The organism is Vibrio pomeroyi, assembly GCA_041879425.1.
In the GTDB taxonomy this organism is placed as follows: Bacteria; Pseudomonadota; Gammaproteobacteria; order Enterobacterales; family Vibrionaceae; genus Vibrio; species Vibrio pomeroyi_A.
Window position 1 is genome coordinate 1,776,445 of sequence record CP090854.1, and the last position, 17,186, is coordinate 1,793,630.

At 43.5% G+C, this 17,186-nt stretch carries 21 protein-coding genes; 17 read left to right on the forward strand and 4 right to left on the reverse strand.

Translation table 11 applies throughout. From position 1 onward, the window contains the following. The first annotated feature begins 4 nt into the window (after positions 1-4). A complete protein-coding gene (locus tag L0992_08060; protein XGB68623.1) occupies positions 5-238 on the forward strand; it encodes a hypothetical protein in 234 nt (77 codons plus the stop codon). 47 nt (positions 239-285) lie between these two features. Then, a complete protein-coding gene (locus L0992_08065; GenBank protein ID XGB68624.1) occupies positions 286-735 on the forward strand; it encodes a GyrI-like domain-containing protein in 450 nt (149 codons plus the stop codon). A gap of 152 nt (positions 736-887) precedes the next feature. Here L0992_08065 and L0992_08070 read toward each other — a convergent pair whose 3' ends face one another. Next, positions 888-1,550, reverse strand: a complete 663-nt coding sequence (locus tag L0992_08070) for a glutathione S-transferase (protein XGB68625.1) — start codon at positions 1,548-1,550, stop codon at positions 888-890. A gap of 104 nt (positions 1,551-1,654) precedes the next feature. Here L0992_08070 and L0992_08075 point away from each other — a divergent pair, with 104 nt between their 5' ends. Next, on the forward strand, positions 1,655-3,910 hold the full coding sequence (locus L0992_08075) for a U32 family peptidase (GenBank protein ID XGB68626.1): 2,256 nt from the start codon (positions 1,655-1,657) through the stop codon (positions 3,908-3,910). A gap of 106 nt (positions 3,911-4,016) precedes the next feature. Here L0992_08075 and L0992_08080 read toward each other — a convergent pair whose 3' ends face one another. Both L0992_08080 and L0992_08085 read right to left on the reverse strand, forming a co-directional pair. Continuing rightward, on the reverse strand, positions 4,017-4,481 hold the full coding sequence (locus L0992_08080; GenBank protein XGB68627.1) for an acyl-CoA thioesterase: 465 nt from the start codon (positions 4,479-4,481) through the stop codon (positions 4,017-4,019). A 162-nt stretch (positions 4,482-4,643) separates the two neighbouring features. Further along, positions 4,644-6,479 carry an ABC transporter ATP-binding protein/permease gene (locus L0992_08085; protein XGB68628.1) on the reverse strand — a complete coding sequence of 612 codons (1,836 nt, stop codon included), beginning with the start codon at positions 6,477-6,479 and terminating at the stop codon, positions 4,644-4,646. A 524-nt stretch (positions 6,480-7,003) separates the two neighbouring features. Between L0992_08085 and artP the strand changes: the two genes are divergently transcribed. The 14 genes from artP (at position 7,004) to L0992_08155 (ending at position 15,588) form a co-directional block, all read left to right on the forward strand. Then, entirely contained in the window at positions 7,004-7,732 is a 729-nt protein-coding gene (gene artP / locus L0992_08090) for an arginine ABC transporter ATP-binding protein ArtP (protein ID XGB68629.1), read from the forward strand. A gap of 132 nt (positions 7,733-7,864) precedes the next feature. Further along, on the forward strand, positions 7,865-8,596 hold the full coding sequence (locus tag L0992_08095; GenBank protein XGB68630.1) for an arginine ABC transporter substrate-binding protein: 732 nt from the start codon (positions 7,865-7,867) through the stop codon (positions 8,594-8,596). A 1-nt stretch (position 8,597) separates the two neighbouring features. Then, positions 8,598-9,284 (forward strand): arginine ABC transporter permease ArtQ, encoded by a 687-nt coding sequence (gene artQ / locus L0992_08100; GenBank protein ID XGB68631.1) that lies wholly within the window; start codon positions 8,598-8,600, stop codon positions 9,282-9,284. Then, positions 9,281-9,949, forward strand: a complete 669-nt coding sequence (gene artM / locus L0992_08105; protein XGB68632.1) for an arginine ABC transporter permease ArtM — start codon at positions 9,281-9,283, stop codon at positions 9,947-9,949. The genes artQ and artM overlap by 4 nt, the downstream gene beginning before the upstream one ends. 309 nt (positions 9,950-10,258) lie before the next feature. Next, positions 10,259-10,729 (forward strand): GIY-YIG nuclease family protein, encoded by a 471-nt coding sequence (locus L0992_08110; protein ID XGB68633.1) that lies wholly within the window; start codon positions 10,259-10,261, stop codon positions 10,727-10,729. 149 nt (positions 10,730-10,878) lie between these two features. Then, the gene (locus L0992_08115) at positions 10,879-11,400 is read left to right on the forward strand and encodes a hypothetical protein (GenBank protein XGB68634.1); all 522 of its coding nucleotides are present in this window, start codon (positions 10,879-10,881) and stop codon (positions 11,398-11,400) included. A 124-nt stretch (positions 11,401-11,524) separates the two neighbouring features. Then, positions 11,525-11,962, forward strand: coding sequence for an NUDIX pyrophosphatase (locus tag L0992_08120; protein ID XGB68635.1), 438 nt, complete (start codon positions 11,525-11,527; stop codon positions 11,960-11,962). 158 nt (positions 11,963-12,120) lie between these two features. Further along, complete coding sequence (locus L0992_08125; GenBank protein ID XGB68636.1) at positions 12,121-12,576, forward strand: GNAT family N-acetyltransferase; 456 nt, start codon at positions 12,121-12,123, stop codon at positions 12,574-12,576. A 73-nt stretch (positions 12,577-12,649) separates the two neighbouring features. Further along, positions 12,650-13,204, forward strand: a complete 555-nt coding sequence (locus L0992_08130; protein ID XGB68637.1) for a nucleotidyltransferase family protein — start codon at positions 12,650-12,652, stop codon at positions 13,202-13,204. A 127-nt stretch (positions 13,205-13,331) separates the two neighbouring features. Then, entirely contained in the window at positions 13,332-13,811 is a 480-nt protein-coding gene (locus tag L0992_08135) for a GNAT family N-acetyltransferase (protein ID XGB68638.1), read from the forward strand. A gap of 246 nt (positions 13,812-14,057) precedes the next feature. Then, positions 14,058-14,480, forward strand: coding sequence for a hypothetical protein (locus L0992_08140; GenBank protein XGB68639.1), 423 nt, complete (start codon positions 14,058-14,060; stop codon positions 14,478-14,480). A gap of 44 nt (positions 14,481-14,524) precedes the next feature. Beyond that, positions 14,525-14,938, forward strand: coding sequence for a hypothetical protein (locus tag L0992_08145; GenBank protein ID XGB68640.1), 414 nt, complete (start codon positions 14,525-14,527; stop codon positions 14,936-14,938). 43 nt (positions 14,939-14,981) lie between these two features. Further along, positions 14,982-15,314: a YnfA family protein gene (locus L0992_08150; protein ID XGB68641.1), complete on the forward strand. Its 333-nt coding sequence runs from the start codon at positions 14,982-14,984 to the stop codon at positions 15,312-15,314. 58 nt (positions 15,315-15,372) lie between these two features. After that, positions 15,373-15,588 carry a DUF6434 domain-containing protein gene (locus L0992_08155; protein XGB68642.1) on the forward strand — a complete coding sequence of 72 codons (216 nt, stop codon included), beginning with the start codon at positions 15,373-15,375 and terminating at the stop codon, positions 15,586-15,588. Positions 15,589-15,675: 87 nt separating this feature from the next. Here the strand turns inward: L0992_08155 and L0992_08160 are convergent, their stop codons facing one another. Continuing rightward, a complete protein-coding gene (locus L0992_08160; protein XGB68643.1) occupies positions 15,676-17,178 on the reverse strand; it encodes an efflux transporter outer membrane subunit in 1,503 nt (500 codons plus the stop codon). Positions 17,179-17,186 lie beyond the last annotated feature (8 nt).

Sequence of the window (17,186 nt, forward strand, 5' to 3'; positions counted from 1 at the left end):
CTATATGAACCACACAACTGAGCAATGCTACTGCACCGAATGCCGTGAAGAGACACAACACGTCGTTATATTGGTGCGCAAGGAAAGTGCGTTTGCAAACAAACCGAACCAAAAGCGACGTGAGTTCTGGGCGGGAGTAGTAAAAGGCTGGTTTCTTGGTCCATTTATCGCGTCAATGGATGAGTTTTCTCGCCACCTTGTGTGTGAAAAGTGTGGCCATAAAGAGATACAAGATTAGAATTGATCCAACGTGATGACAGCGGCATTGGTTAAGGAATGAAACAAATGAAAGTAGAAACGATTGAAGCCGTAAAGGCGTACGGCTTTTCAGTAAGAACGACTAACACTAACGAAGTTGACCCAGCAAAGGCGAAGATAGGCCAATTATGGCAAGGGTTTTTCGATCAAGCTTTTCCCAAGCTGACACCAGATTCAAAGGTGTATGGCGTCTACACCAACTACGAGTCAGATTTTACGGGCGAATTTGATGTGATCGCGTGTACCAATGCGCTTACCGATAACAATCTAGATAACCTAGTTGAAACCAGTATCGAAGCAGGTAAGTACCTAACATTCTCAGCTGAAGGTGAACTGCCACAAGCGGTTATCGATTTATGGGGCGAAGTGTGGGCTTATTTCAACGCACCAGATTGTCCACATACGCGAACTTACACAACTGATTTCGAGTTTTACAAAGGTGAAACGGCAGTCGAGATTTCGATAGCGATTGAGTGATTGGTTTAAAATGAACAAAAGGCTTAACTTAGAACGTGCTGTCTAACTAAGAGATGGGTTAGTTAAGCCTTTGAATACCAGTAAATTATAAAGAAGATACAGTGTCACGTAATTACCTTGGTTGCCACGCTGTCTCTATCCTTGAATTACCCTTATCCACCAAAAATACAATCTTGCTTAGTTTCATTCCACAAAGGGTATTGTTTCATTACTTGGGTGTAGAGCTTGCTGTCGAGGTGTGCTCTTAACCAACGTCCTACGTTTTGATATTCAGATTGCACAAACCATTTCTTTTCGACTCGTACGAACTGGCTAACAAACGGCATAACAGCAAAGTCGGCTACGCTAGGTGTATCGCCAAACAGGTACTCGTGTTGAGCGAGTTTACTTTCCAGTTCTGAGATAAACCCTTCGCACGCTTTTCTGCGTTGTTCAGTATCAACGTTTCGGTAGCGAACAGACGCACGATACTTTTCTAGGTGGCCAATAAACTCATTGTCGTTACGAGCAATCAACTCAAGAATCTCTTGGTTTAGTTCTGGTTCGCTTGAGCGCATGAGATTTTGAGGATCGTTTTGTTCTAACGCCCAAATCATCACTTCTATGCTTTGTTCTATAATCTTACCTTGTGGCAACACCAGTACCGGTACTGTTCCTTTCGGCGAGCTGGCTAATAGTTCGCTAGGCTTGTCTTTGGTGACGATTTCTCGAAGTAACACTTTTTGCTCTGATAGTGCGATGCCCATTCTTCCGCGCATTGCATAAGGGCAGCGGCGCAGAGAGTAGAGGATAGGTAGGTCGGATTCGTTCGGCATTATTGAGGTCATTTAGTTTGAAAAGTGTTGTACGGTGGTAAAGAGATCGTGATGTGGGTAGAATACGCGGCTTAAAAATTATAAGTAAGTGAGCGACTTCAAAAATGAGCAGAAAAATTGAGTTATTAGCCCCAGGTGGCGATGTAGAAGCGATAAAAGCAGCCATCGTAGCTGGTGCCAATGCGGTTTATTGTGGTTTAGACACCTTCAATGCTCGTAACAGAGCTTCTAACCTATCGTTAGATGAATTGAACGGTGTAATTCGCCTTGCTCATGAATACGGCTGTGAAGTGTTCCTGACTCTTAACGTTGTACTGCTTGAGCACGAAACGAAGAGCATCACTAAGCTACTAAACCAACTAGTGAACACCAAAGTCGATGGCATCATCGTTCAAGATTTGGGTTTGTTCAACCTAGTGAAGAAGCACTTCCCATCACTGGATGTTCACGCATCAACTCAGTTAACAACGCACAACGAAGGCCAGATTAAGTTCTTGTCTAAGATCGGCGCAACTCGCGTTAACTTGTCGCGTGAGCTAAACCTTCCAGAAATTAAGATGCTGACAGAAGTGGCGCACGACCATGATGTACTGACAGAAGTCTTCGTACACGGCGCTCTGTGTATCGCATTCTCTGGTCAATGTTACTCAAGCTCTGTAAGTGTGGGTAACTCGGGTAACCGTGGCCGTTGTAGCCAAGCGTGTCGTGATGAATACGAAATCACCAACGCGGGCAACAAGTTCCCACTGAACTTAAAAGATAATTCAGCTTACTACGACCTACCTGAATTGGTTGACGCGAAAGTTGACTCATTGAAAGTCGAAGGTCGTATTAAAGGCGCACACTACGTTTACACAGTAGTAGACACGTGGCGTAAACAGATTGATAGCTTTGTAGAGAGCGGTTTGTTGATCGAAGATGATTCGAACCTGCACAAAGTATTCAACCGTGATTTCACCAACTCTTTTCTAAAGGGCAACTTGACGAAAGACATGTTCATTGATAACCCGCGCGACAACAGCATGAACTACGCTGTTGAGAAAGCGACGGAGCAGAACAACGAAATCTCGGTAGTACAGATTCAAGAAGTGACCAACGAACTTCACCAAGCGAAAGACGTTCTTGGCAACGAGATGCGTGAAAAGATCGAGTTCCTTGATATTCGTAAAACGCCAGTTGCTCTGTCTTTCAGCGCGAAAGAAGGTCAGCCATTTACGGTGACAGTGAACACATCGAAAGAGAACTTCACCCTTCAATCTAAATCACTACTTGTGGCGGTTGAAGAGAAAGCGATCACTCAAGAGCTACTTGAGAAACGTTTCAAGAACGTGAAGAGTGCGGTTCATACACTAGAAAGCCATGACTTCAGAGAAGTTGACGCTGGCCTTGTGATTCCATTGAAGGAAGTGTCTGACCTTAAAGACGAGATCGACTTCATTCTGAACGGCTCTATTGAAGTGATTAAGCACGTTGAAGTGCCTGCACTGCCACAACACCCTAAAGTAAATGAGAAGCCAACCATGTCGATGCTGATTGCTGATGTGGAAGACTTGCACCTGTGTGACGTCACTGATGCTGATGTTTACTTCAAACTGCCTGAAAGCTTCAAGAAGCGTTGCAACAAGTACATCGACATCTTGGCTGCAAACCCACGTTTGATTCCTTGGTTCCCAGCGGTATTGATCGGCAAAGATTACGACGAAGCGGTTCGTATCCTTGAAGAGATCAAACCTGCGCGCATCGTGACTAACAACACGGGTATTGCGTACAAGGCTTACGAACTGGGTATTGAGTGGGTCGCAGGTCCATTCATGAACACAACCAACTCTCACGCATTAGTGACGCTCAAAGAAGAGCTTAACTGTGCCGGTGCATTCATTTCGAACGAGATCAACAAAGGTCAGATTCGTCATATTCGCCGCCCAGAGAACTTCAAACTGTTCTACAGCATCTACCACCCAATCTTGATGATGACCAGCCGTCAGTGTTTCTTCCAAAGAACGGTAGGTTGTAACAAGCCAAGCATTGAAGCGGGTTGTATGCTGAAGTGTGAGAAAGCGACAACGATTACTAACGTTAAAGGCATCTCTTTCGCGGTTGATAAACAGAAGGGTGGCTACCCAAGCATTTACAACCACGAGCAGTTCCTGAACCATGATGCTGTAACGGATTTCTCAGGCTTGTTTGACGAGTTCTTCATCGACCTAACCAACATCGGTGCGGGTTCGAAAGAAGTACAAGACAAAGTAGAGCTTATCAAGCACTTCGAAGCGCTATTGAACGGCGTTGAAGGTTCTCAACAGAACCTAGAGCAGATGGTTGAGATTCGTACTAACGCACAGTACGTTCAAGGCCTATAAGCCTTAACCGCTGATAAACATTGTGAACCAATAAACAAAAAGCCACTCAATCGAGTGGCTTTTTAGTGTCTGAAACTTACTGAGTAGTTTCTAGTCAGAGAATACGTTATTCCGTCACAGCTTCTTGTTTGAAGCATGGGCTTTTCAACGTGTTCATCTTTTCGATTTCGTTTGTTAAACGCAGCGAAAGCAGTGCTTTTTGGTTTGAAGCAAAATCAAACATCACGATGGTTGCTGTGCCAACCGTTGTCAGCTTCTGTTGAGCTTTACTGACGATTGCGTATTCCATAGTAAAACGATCGTCTTGAATATCAGTGACGCGTGAACCCACCATCAAAGTATCAGGGTAGGTTACAGGTCGGAAGTATTTACAATAAGTGTCGCCAAGAACAGGGCCAACTTTGGTCATAGCCATCTCTTCCATCAGTTCGACATGCTTGAAAAAGTCTAAGCGAGCCGTTTCGAAATAACGAAAATACACCGCGTTGTTAACGTGATTAAGTGCGTCCATTTCTCCCCAAGCGACAGGGATTTCTGTTACTACCGGGTAGTCAGATAATAATGCTTCCATGCGAACTCTCTTATTGTTATTTGCTTATCCTTCATCGGAATAAGTTGTTATTGGAATAAAAACCCTACCGCCAAATTAACAAAACTGCAACACGTGTGATTCAAGTTTTTGAAGCTCGAAATCACACAATGTCAGACACTTAGTTACACATGCACGCAATGGTTAGGAATTGAGGTGTTTGAATTGCAGCTCAACCAAGCGTTGGTACAATTCACAGCTATTGATGAGCGACTGGTGGTCGCCGATGTCTACCAGCTGTCCTTTATCAAGTACCGCAATTTGGTCGGCGTGTTTAATTGTTGATAAACGGTGGGCGATAATGATCGTCGTTCTGCCGCGCATTAATTCTTCCAATGCTTGTTGAACATGATGCTCACTTTCACTGTCTAGCGCACTGGTTGCTTCATCCAACAAGAGAATGTTTGGATCTTTTAAGATGGCACGTGCGATTGCAATGCGCTGACGTTGACCTCCAGACAACCTCACACCACGTTCACCAAGAAAGCTATGATAACCGTCTGGTAGATTTTGAATGAATTCATGTGCATGCGCTTTCTTAGCCGCTTCGATAACTTGTTCGTCGGTCGCATCTGGATTGCCATAGCGAATGTTATGGAACACATCGTTACTGAACAGCGCAGGTTGCTGAGGTACAAGTGCCATTTGCTTTCTGAGCTCGTTCGGATCAAACTGATTCAGCTCAACACCGCCTAACGTTACTTTACCTACTTGAGGGTCATAGAAACGTTGCAGCAGTTCGAATAGAGTGGTTTTACCTGCTCCAGACGGGCCAACCAACGCCAACACTTTACCTTCATGTGCAGTTAAAGAGAGGTTGCTTGTTGCTGGCTGGTCTGGTCTTGATGGGTAACAGAAGGTCACATCATCAAAAGCGACTTCTGGTGTTAAGTTATCTAGCGATGTTGGGTTTTCTACAGGCGCGACAATGTGGCTTTCAACTTGCAGAATCTCGATCAATCGTTCGGTTGCACCTGCCGCACGTTGGAGTTCACCCATCACTTCAGAAATCGTGCCTAGCGATGAAGCGACCATAATCGCGTAGAAGACAAACGCTGCTAAATCGCCCGCCGACATCGTGCCGTTAATCACATCGCTCCCGCCAACCCAAAGCATGCCTGCAATCGCACTGAACACGATAACAATCACGCCAGAAATAAGGATCGCGCGCTGTTTTACACGTTGACGACCAATCTCATAAGCCTTTTCCACTTCAATCGCGAACGACGCTTTCTCTTGTGCTTCTCGGCTGTAGCTTTGTACGGTTTTGATGTGTTCAATCGCTTCGCCCGCATAGGAACCGACATCAGACATTGAATCTTGGCTTTGACGAGAGAGCGCTCTCACTCGACCTCCGTATACCAAAATCGGAATCAAGATAAACGGAACAGAGGCCAACACGATCAGCGTTAGCTTAATGTTGGTCGCAAACAACATGATGATTGCACCAGCACACATCAGCGCGCTGCGCATCGCCATAGAGAACGAAGAACCTATGATGCTTTGGAGCAGAGTTGTGTCTGTTGTGATGCGCGACATGATGTCGCCACTGCCATTGGTTTCAAAGTAACTCGGGTGAAGTGTCACAACGTGATTGAATACCGATAAACGAATATCCGCGCTGACACGTTCTCCAACAGAAGAGACCAAGTAGAAGCGGAAGAAGGTACCAATCGAGATCAACACGACCACGACCATGATGAATTGAATCGCGCTGCCTAAGTCTGATAGTGATTGTTGGCTGAAGCCTTGGTCGATAAGAAGGCGGATACCGTGTCCAACCGAAAGCGTTAAGCTCGCGGTGAAGATCAGCGCAATCAATGCTGCTATCACACGGCCTTTATAGGGCTGAATAAATTTACTCAGCTCAAGCAAAATACTGAGGCTTTTCTTCTCAGGTTTAGGTTCTGGTGCTTGTTGAGTTGATCGCTGAGTCTGTCGCTGAGTGGAGTCGAGCGTAGAAGAGACATCGTTTTGCATATTACTGCCTTAATGTGTTGTCGCTTTAAAAATAGATGGCTTGTTGCTTGTAGTGCGTGTTGTTCACTGGGAAGCACTTGTTGAGAATAGAACCCATTAAAGCATTTATTACAGGAGGACGCTCCTATGGAAGCTCAATTTCCAAAATTTCATTAAGGAGAAATGAATCATACAAGGTTGGCTAAAAGGAAAATTAGTCATTCTGATCTTAGTAATTTGAAAGACTATTGGATTATTTAACCCTTATTTTTATGCAAGTAAATCGGCGATAATAGGGAAGTGCGTTCATAGTTACCTTTGTACTTATTGATTTACAAATCAATGGTGAAACGTTTGCCTTTTATCTAGAAACTAGCTTTATCAATGACTTGTATTTTATAGATGTTAGACCAGTCATTGAGACTGTTTTTTGTGCAGTATTTGTTACAAAAATTCAACAAATTAATTTTTTATACATTTTTCTTGCATAAAAGTTCAGTTTAAATAGAATAACCAACAAATGACAATTAATGCAGTAATCTGGCATGAGTATTCAAGTAAAGAGCATCAACAAATCATATGGCGATATCCAAGTTCTTCACGACATCAGTTTTAACTGTGAGAGTGGCGAAACCTTGGTACTGCTTGGGCCGAGCGGCGCTGGTAAGAGTTCACTACTGCGTGTTTTGAATCTGCTAGAAATCGCGGACAACGGCGAATTAGACATTGCGGATGAGCAATTCGACTTTTCAAGCCAGATCCAAGAGAAGCAGGGGCTTAAACTTCGTCGTAAAGTCGGCATGGTTTTTCAGCAATACAACTTGTGGCCACACATGACGGTAATGGAAAACTTGATTGAAGCACCAACCAAAGTAGCTGGCTTAGATAAAGAAGAAGCGATTAAGCAAGCACAAACGGTATTAACGACGTTACAGCTAGCAGACAAAGCAGACGCTTGGCCATTGCAACTGTCTGGTGGTCAGCAACAACGTGTTGCGATTGCTCGTGCTCTTATGATGAAGCCAGATGTATTACTGTTTGACGAACCAACGGCAGCACTCGACCCAGAGATCACCAACCAAGTCGTTAGCATCATTAAAGAGCTAAGCGACACAGGGATCACTCAGGTTGTGGTGACTCACGAAGTTGATTTCGCCAAGAAGATTGCAAGCCATGTTCTTTACCTTGAGAAGGGTTACATTGTGGAACACGGCACCAGCGACGCATTTATTAATCCACAGACTCCAGAGTTTGCTGAATATTTGACTCACTAAGTAAGTCGCTCATTAAACCTAAGCTGACTCACTAAGTCACTGACTAGATTTACCTAAACACAACATCGATTAAAACAATCAAATTATAAGAATGGCCACAGGCCACTATCACAATGTATTCGGAGTAACAAAATGAAAAAGATTCTACTAGCTTCACTTATCGGTCTTGCTTCTTTCAATGCAGCGGCTCAAGAAGAAATCAAATTCGCAATGGAAGCAACTTACGCACCGTTCGAATACATGGACGAGAACAACCAAATCCAAGGTTTTGACGTAGACCTAGCAAACGCACTTTGTGAAGAGATGAAAGCGACATGTACTTTCCACAACCAAGCGTTCGATAGCCTGATCCCTGCTCTTAAATTCAAACGTTACGATGCAGCTATCTCGGCAATGGACATCACTGAAGCACGTCTTCAACAAGTAAACTTCTCTGATGCTTACTACGACAACTCTGCAGCATTCATCTCTATTGAAGGCAAAGTAGCAGACCAAGCAGCACTTGAAGGCAAGCGTATCGGTGTTCAAAACGGTTCTACTCACCAAAGCTACCTACTTGAGCAACTGCCAGGTGTGACAGCTGTACCTTACTCAAGCTACCAAGATGCTTTCATCGACATGAAAAACGGTCGTATCGATTCTGTATTCGGTGACACAGCGGTAGTAGCGGAATGGTTTAAGAAAGAAGACAACCTGACGTACGTTGGCGAGCAAGTAACAAACCAAGAATACTTCGGTAACGGTTTCGGCATCGCAGTAAACAAGAGCAACCCAGAGCTAGTTGCACAGCTGAATACAGCACTTGCTGCAGTGAAAGCGAACGGCGAATACGACAAGATCTTCAACAAGTACTTCGGTAAGTAATATGCAGTTAACGGGTTACTCTTTAGGGCTCGTCGAGGCAAGCTGGATGACTATTCAGCTTGCATTCGTAAGCCTATTGGTTGGATTAGTTTTAGCGGTATTGTTTGCTGGCGGTGAAATGTCTCGTCGCATTGCAATCAAATGGCCGACAACCGCGTTCGTGACAATCGTACGTGGTCTACCAGAAATCTTGGTAGTTTTGTTTATCTACTTTGGTTCAACACAAGTGCTCTTCATGATCACTGGTGATTTTATTGAAGTTAGCCCGTTCTTATCTGGTGTTGTTGCGTTGTCACTTATCTTCGCTTCTTACGCTTCACAAACCATTCGTGGTGCATTGAAAGCAGTAAGCAAAGGACAGAGAGAAGCGGCGAGTGCATTGGGTATTCCTCAATCACGCGCATTTTTCAGAATCGTATTGCCACAAGCAGTAAGACACGCACTGCCAGGTTTAACGAACCAATGGTTGGTTCTATTAAAAGACACCGCACTGGTTTCACTGATTGGCGTAACCGATCTATTGAAGCAAGCGCAGTTAACATCAGCCGCAACGCACGAAGCATTTACTTGGTACGCAACGGCGGCAGCTATTTATCTAATCATCACATTGATTACGCAAAGAGCAGTAAAAGTGATTGATGGTAAGTTCTCTATTCAAGGTTTGGGTAATAAAGGGGCAATGGCATGAATCAACAATACCTCTCTCAAATGCTTGAAGGCCTAGCCACTAGTCTTCAACTGACCGGCGCTTCACTGCTTGTTGGTTGTATCTTGTCTCTGCTGATGACGGTAACACTGATCCTAAGATTACCTGCGATTCACTGGGTAACACGCGGCATCATCACCTTGTTTACTGGCACACCGTTATTGGTTCAAATCTTCTTGGTGTATTACGGCCCGGGTCAGTTCGATTGGATTCGTGAAAGCTTCATGTGGACGTGGCTGAGCCAACCTTGGTTCTGTGCAATGCTAGCATTGGCTTTGAACACTGCTGCATACAGCACGCTACTGTTCAGAGGGGCATTCAACGCAATTCCAGCAGGGCAGTGGGAAGCATGTCGCGCACTAGGTATGGATAAAATCGCAACACTTAAAGTGTTACTACCGTACGCATTGCGCCGCGCGGTTCCAGCTTATTCAAATGAAGTGATTCTAGTATTCAAAGGCACTTCACTGGCAAGCACCATCACCATTATGGATTTGATGGGCTACGCTCAGCGTATCAACGGCCAAACCTACGACACACTGACTGTGTTCGGTATTGCTGGCGCATTCTACCTAGCAGTAAACGGTATTTTAACGCTGATCTTCCGCCAAGTAGAGAAGAAAGCCCTCGCATTTGAAGCCGCGTGATCTAGCCACTCGTAAGCTTAATCAACGTATAAAGCCTGCCATTTATGTTCGCATAGATGGCAGGCTTTTTTGTGTTTGGGATATGTATAGATGAACAGTGGTTATATAGCTCAGGACGATTTTTGTCAGAACTATGCATTATGTGAATGCCACTAACCCTGCCATTTAGCGTACTTATCTGTGTTTTAAGTCACTGAAATTATGAATTTAATTATGGTAGAGTTTCGCCCATATGAAACTAGATAAAATAATTCTGTATTTGAATGCAGAATTTTCTGCCTAATAGCTGTTAGGGCTACAAGGAGATATATGGCACTCTACTTTATCATAGAAAATGAAGACTTGATGAACCAAAGAATTAAGATCGGCATTAGTAAAAATCCAACACAGCGCCTTAAAAATCTTCAAACAGGCAATTCCCGAAGATTAGCTCTAATGGGGTGGATCAACAGTAATAATGATCGAAAACTAGAAAAAGAATTTCACGAGAAATACAGCGATCTTAATGTTATTGGTGAGTGGTTCGAAATAAATCACGAGATAGTTTTAGAATTACTAAAAGAGCACAGCTACAGTAGCTACATAGCCAAACAAACTAGTGCTGGTGAACTGCTCGGTCATGATAGAGATGGTATACCAGAGTATGTTGACGCTTGGGAATGGACATCGCTAGATATATCTGAATTTTGCCCTGATTGCGGAAGTGGTCTAGGGCTTAGCTACAATGAAAACTACGGTGGTGAACGGTGTTTAGAATGTGGGTTCACTATACCATCGTAGCCCTAACAAAGCGTTTAAGACAGATTCGCAACACTCGGCGCTTTTAATTTAAATGAGTTTTGTGTTTACGGTGTAATGGTTTAGTAAGGTGGTAGTGTTGCTCATTACTTAACGCGGCGTTATATTTTATAAATGTAAAGGTTAACTAATTGATTACTAATGATTATATGAGTGAAGCAGTAGTGTATGTGGTTTTTTGGCTTATCTGCTTGTTTATCACTATAAAGTTTGTTTTATTTTCGAAAAATAAAAACCGTTCGGTATTACATTCCAGACTTTCTATTTCTGGTTTTATTATTGGCGGTGCTACTGCCTTATTTTTAGCGTTTACATTTTCTTTACAGAGTGAAGTGATCGGTGAGCTTAATAAAGAAATGATCGATCCTAAAAATGCCAACCTTAAAGATATTAATCAAGCCTTGCTTTTAGCAATCAACAGTTATTTTGAAATATTTAAGCAGGTTGTTACGGTTTTTGGAAGTGGCCTTGGAGCAAGCCTATTAGCTTCTGGTTTAGTTATGAAGGCCCAGTTTAGGTATGATGATCACTGTGACAACACACGAATTCAGAATGATAGCCGTCAAGATATTGCTAGTTCAAAGGAGAGAAGTTTAGGGAAGTTTTCGCGGGTTTCGAAATCTGTAAAAGCAGCGTTTCAAAATAGAATATAACAAACTGTCCAATAATGATTCGCAACGCTTGGCGTTTTTGCTATGCGTTCATTGATGTGGTTTTGTATCGTTGTAGCGTTGCTCTAACTTTAATGCAGCGTGATTCGATTAAAGGAATAAATCAATGAGAGCACCGTTTCAAGTATTAATATTTCCGTATCAAACACTCAATGGACAACCTCGCTACTTAATCGGGCAACGAAGTGATAATGGTGTATGGCAAGCTATTTCAGGCGGTGGTGAAGATAGTGAAACTACTCTCGAGGCAGCAAAGCGCGAACTTAAAGAAGAAGCTAGTTTAATTGGCTGTAATTGGAAGCAATTGGACTCAATGTGTATGCTCCCCAAAGTGTACTATTCTGGTCATGAAGAGTGGACTAATCATCCGTTTGTAGTACCTGAATATTGTTTTTCAGTTCGGGTGTCTACTGAGCCTAAGTTATCAAATGAGCATATAAAACTTCGTTGGTGCAGCTTTCAAGAGGCGAGTGAACTTTTAAAATATGACTCAAACAGAATAGCCTTGTGGGAGCTTAATCAAAGGCTCAATCGCATGCTTTGAAAAGTCGCATAACAAACCGTTCAAAAATGATTCCCAACGCATGGCATTTTCCATCCCATAGTTGAGTTCGATTTTAACGATGGTAAGGTTAAGCTTTGTAGTCGCATTGCTCGCACTTTAATGCGGCGCTAGTCATCAGAAGTAATAAGGACCTATAGATGGAATTAAAGTATCGTTCAGCTGAATTTGAAGATTTGGAAAGTCTTGTTGCTTTGCTTTCAAATGACCCACTTGGTAGTAAAAGAGAAGATGCGTCTATTCCGTTGAATCGTGGCTATGTTGAAGCGTTCGAAGCGATTGCGTGCGATCCAAATAACGAATTACTGGTTGTTGAACTGGAAGGCGCTCTGGTCGGCATGCTTCAACTAACCTTTATTCCGTATCTGACTCATATTGGTAGTTGGCGTTGTCTTATCGAAGGTGTTCGAATCCATAGTGACTATCGTGGACAAGGTTTCGGTGAGCAAATGTTCGGACACGCTATCGAACTGGCAAAAAACAAAGGCTGTACAATCGTTCAGTTAACAAGCGACAAGCAGCGCCCAGATGCCATCAGGTTCTATGAAAAACTTGGATTCAAAGCAACGCATGAAGGGTTCAAACTCGCGTTGTAGGCTATCAGCTCACAATCTGCTTCAGTGATTCATTTCAATCTTCTTCACCTTTAGCATGCTCTAATAGGCCAGTATGAACAAACAACTTGAATATTTAATCCATCAAGTTCCTGAGTTAGTTGAGACTGCTAAAGTGTGTCGAGAAGTAGGGTTGCCAAGCTTCTATATTGCTGGTGGCGTTATTACTCAAGTCATCTGGAATAGCATTGAAAATAAACCACTTCTCGATCAGGTAAAGGATTTTGATATCGTTTATTTCGACAGTTCTCAGATCGCCAGTGAAGGTGAGTTTAAAAGTCGCATTCGCTCACGGTTAAGTCATATCGTAGATATCGATGTAAAAAATCAAGCAACTATCCATGAGCGCTATTCGACGAAGTTCGGATGTTCCATTCAGCCATATGAGCGTGTTGAGCAAGGTATTGAATCTTGGTTATCCGCGTTCGCTATTGGGTTTACTATAGAACAGTCCAATCATGTAAGAATTTTTGCTCCTTATGGATTAGAAGACGCTTTTAACATGTTGATCAAGCCAAACAAACGAGCAATGACCGAAGCGAACTACAACAAAATGACAGCTAGTTACAAAGCTCGATGGCCCCAAGTGCGAGTGCTATCTTGGAATTGACGACCAATTCCCAATGAACCTAAAGGGCACGGGAAGCGATAACTAAGAACTGCGTAGTGTACAAAGTTCTTAGTTATCGCTTAAATTATTAGCTTTCGTCTTTAAAACGTTTGGAGCTTACTTGTTTATGAAAATCAGAGAAATGCATTTAGCTGATCTGCCAGCCTTATACGACATTTATACAGATAAAGAAGTCGTGAACAACAATCGCTATTCAGCTGATATCAAGCGGGAAGAGTTTGATGCGATGTTCAATGACAACCAACGCCATTTCGTTGCCATTGCTAAAGATGGCGAACTTTTAGGGCATTTAGCGTTAAATCTCTCGACAAAACCAAGATTAAAACACTCTGCTTCTTTTGGGGTTGCCGTAGCAAAAGCCTCCCGTGGAAAGGGCGTGGGTCGTTTTTTATTAGAACACTTGGTGTCTTATTGTGACAAAGAGTTGGATCTAGCACGCCTTGAATTGGAAGTTCATGCGAACAATGCTGCTGCGTTGTCGCTGTACAAGTCATTTGGCTTTGAAGTCGAGGGGACAAAACGCAACGCAGTGCTGGTTGAAGACGAACTTATAGACATCATTATCATGTCGAGGGTCGGTAATTAAGTCTCAGTTGAACTCTCGATTTAAGACATAGGCTAATTACACTGTTCAAACTCTGGGTGAACACATCATGTTATGTGTAATGCAGCAACCAACGTAAAACTGCGTTACATGAGATTCACCCAAGACTGGGTTTTATATCGAGTTATAGAGATATAAGTGCATTTTAGGTGCGCTATTTTTGGTAATTAACATTCCCTGTCGATTATCGAATTTTCATCAAACCAACTATTAAGACAGGGAACGGAAATGAACAGAATTACTTGGACTGCACTTGTGCCGATTTTGCTATCAATGGCAATGGTATTTAGCACTTATAGCTATGGAAGCCAGAGTGACTTAGAAGCGATCACTGTGTCGTTGGCGTTGGCTGCACCTTTGATTTTTACCTTTGTATTGGTTTTCTTATTTTGTCGAGATAGTACCGCTGATAGATATGCGTTACTCGGAACCGCTGCTATTTGCGCGCATCTCTTTACAGTGTTGCTCCATTTGTTTTGGAACGGATTCATGTTGACCGATGTGGTTAATAAAGACGGGTTAGGGCCTGCTCAAGGCTATTCCGGTTTGATACTTTGGTTTGGCAGTATCAAGGCGATGTTACTTGGCTTGGTTGTTGGAATTTGCCTGCATTACGTACCTCGGATATTTAGGAAGCTAGCTGTAAGATAAGGTTAGCTCAACCATTAACACGTTCGCCTAAAGGAGTTTGAACGATGTTTTACAGTAAGGAACTTAACAAAGGATTACTTTTGATCCTCTGCGTGATTAGCGCGTTTATCGTGTTTACCTCTGAAAGTAGTTACGGAGCCTTGTTTGCACTGTCAATCAACGCCTTAATTGCCGTTCTGTTTTTCTCCATGACCATTGAGCTCAAAAGCGACATACTGACTTGGTATTTCGGCTTTGGGTTCTTACGCAAAACTGTGAAGGTATCTGATATCATTGACACATCTTTTTACCAAACGAAGTGGTATCAAGGGATTGGTATCCGAATGTTGAGTGATGGATGGCTGTATAATGCATCAATTGGCTCGGCGTTGAAGTTAAGTTTAAGTGATGGGAAACAGTTTTATATCGGCTGTAAGAATACAGAAGACTTGAAACGCGCCTTGAGCAAGTGCGCCTAGCGAAACGAAATACACGCGTTGGTTTTTATTGGTAAGGTAAGTTGTGATTGAATTTAAAACGGTCGGTCTTTTTGTCGTTACGGCGATAGCGGAAATAGTAGGGTGTTATTTACCGTATCTGTGGCTAAGGGAAGATAAGAGTATTTGGTTACTGATCCCCGCGGCAATAAGCCTTGCTGCATTTGCTTGGTTACTCACGTTACATCCTACGGCGACAGGGCGTGTCTATGCGGCTTACGGTGGTGTGTATATTTCGGTGGCATTAGTTTGGCTATGGCTGGTTGATGGTGAAAAGCCGACAGCGTGGGATATGGTTGGCGGCTCGATAGCACTGCTTGGTATGGCGATCATTATGTTCGCACCGAAAAACGTGTAACTAGATAACAGCATTGGCGAGTACTGAATCGCGTATTCTTAAGGAAGAGTTAGGTAGCATGGGAAAAGTTGATTGGCACAAGAATCATATTGATGAGAATACGTTGATAACGGATAGCTACAAAACGACTCAGAATGTTCGTCGATTTTTCAAATCCCAGTTTGGTGAGCAGTTTAAGTTCAATCGTGATTTCATGCTTTGGATGAAGAACGCAACAGGTTTGACGATGGGTGATGCCGTACAAGAGTGGGCGAAGCGCAACCAAATTAAGTAATAACGTTTTATAGGAATACTAAAATACCGCTGATGGATTCAGCGGTATTTTTTTGCTTTTTGCTTAGGTGAGTAGTGTATCGATTTTCTAATTCACAGAAGCTACTTCGACACTTTGTGCTTCGCTTGCGACTTTCCAGTCACCGCCCAGTGCTTTGTATACTGCGATTGTGGTATTGGCCGTTTGCAACTTAGCGGCCACTTGGCGGTCCTGCATCATTTTCTGTTGCCTTTGAGCATCCAATACCGACAAGTAATCCACTAGGCCAGCCTTGTATAACGATTTGGCTTTGCTGACTGCGTTATCGACGGCGAGGGTGGCTTCATCAATACGCTTTTGATTCTCTTGGCTGCGACCATAGGCAAACAAGCTTGAATCTACTTCTGCAAAAGCACTGTCTACCGAATGTTGGTAGTTAAGTGCGGCCGAGCGAAATCTTGCCTCGTTCATCTCTACCAAAGCTTCACCTCGGCCACCATCAAACACATTCCAACTGATGCCTACAGACGCAGCCCAACCAAATGAGTCGCTACTGAACAAGTCATCAAAACTTCCAGCGGTAACGCCAGGGGTTCCTGTTAAGAAGAACTTTGGATAGCGATTGGCAATACTCGCACCGAGCTCTTCGTTAATCGCAGCCATTTCACGTTCTGCTATTCTGATGTCTGGGCGTTGCTCTAACAAGTCAGACGGTATCCCTGTAGGGATAACATCTTTCATTCTTGGCAAAGTAAATTCGCCCGCTAAACGTTGGTTGACGTTCGCTAGCGATTCACCCAACAACACCGCCATACGTTGCTTGTGAACTTGTTCGGCAATTTCTAACTGCGGAATAATCGACTCTGTCGCTGCGAGCATCGCTTTGGCTTGAGCGAGATCTAACTCAGAGCCATAACCGCTGCGAACCACTTTGGTTACCAACTCAAGTGTGCGTTGTTGGTCTTGGATGTTTTCCATTGCTATCGCTTTGCGTTCTTGCGCGCCGCGGTATTGCAAGTAGTTGTGAATCACGTCTGCAGTAATCAAGGTGTTCAACCCCGATTGGAATATCTCAGCTTGTTCTACTCGAATTGTTGCTGCGTTGGATTGTCTGTCGATACGTCCGAACAAGTCCATTTCCCACGCAATGCTCGCTCCTAAAAAGCCACCATCGTGTTGTGCTTCAAGCAACGACATACCAGTGGCTGATTCAACTGCGTCTGACGCGCCAAATACAGGACCGAGTAGGGAGTCGTTCTCACTCAATTGATAGTTGTAGTAACCACCACCAACATTCACAGTCGGCACTTTGAAAGATTCAACGACAGTCTTGTATGAGTTCGCCATGTTGATTCGTTCGGCTGCCAGTTTTAGCGGGATGTTCTGGTTTTGAACCTCGGCCACTAACTGGTTAAGCGTTGGATCATTGAACTGCGTCCACCAATGGTTGTGTTGTTGGCCTGTTTCACTCTGGCTTTCACTATCTTGGCTATACAAGAAGGTTTCTGCCATGGTGGTTTGCGGCTCTTCATAATCAGGACCAATCGCACAGCCCGTCAGTAACAAGGCTAGGGCAATAGGAGCCACTTTAAACTTAGGTAATAGATACATGTTTACTG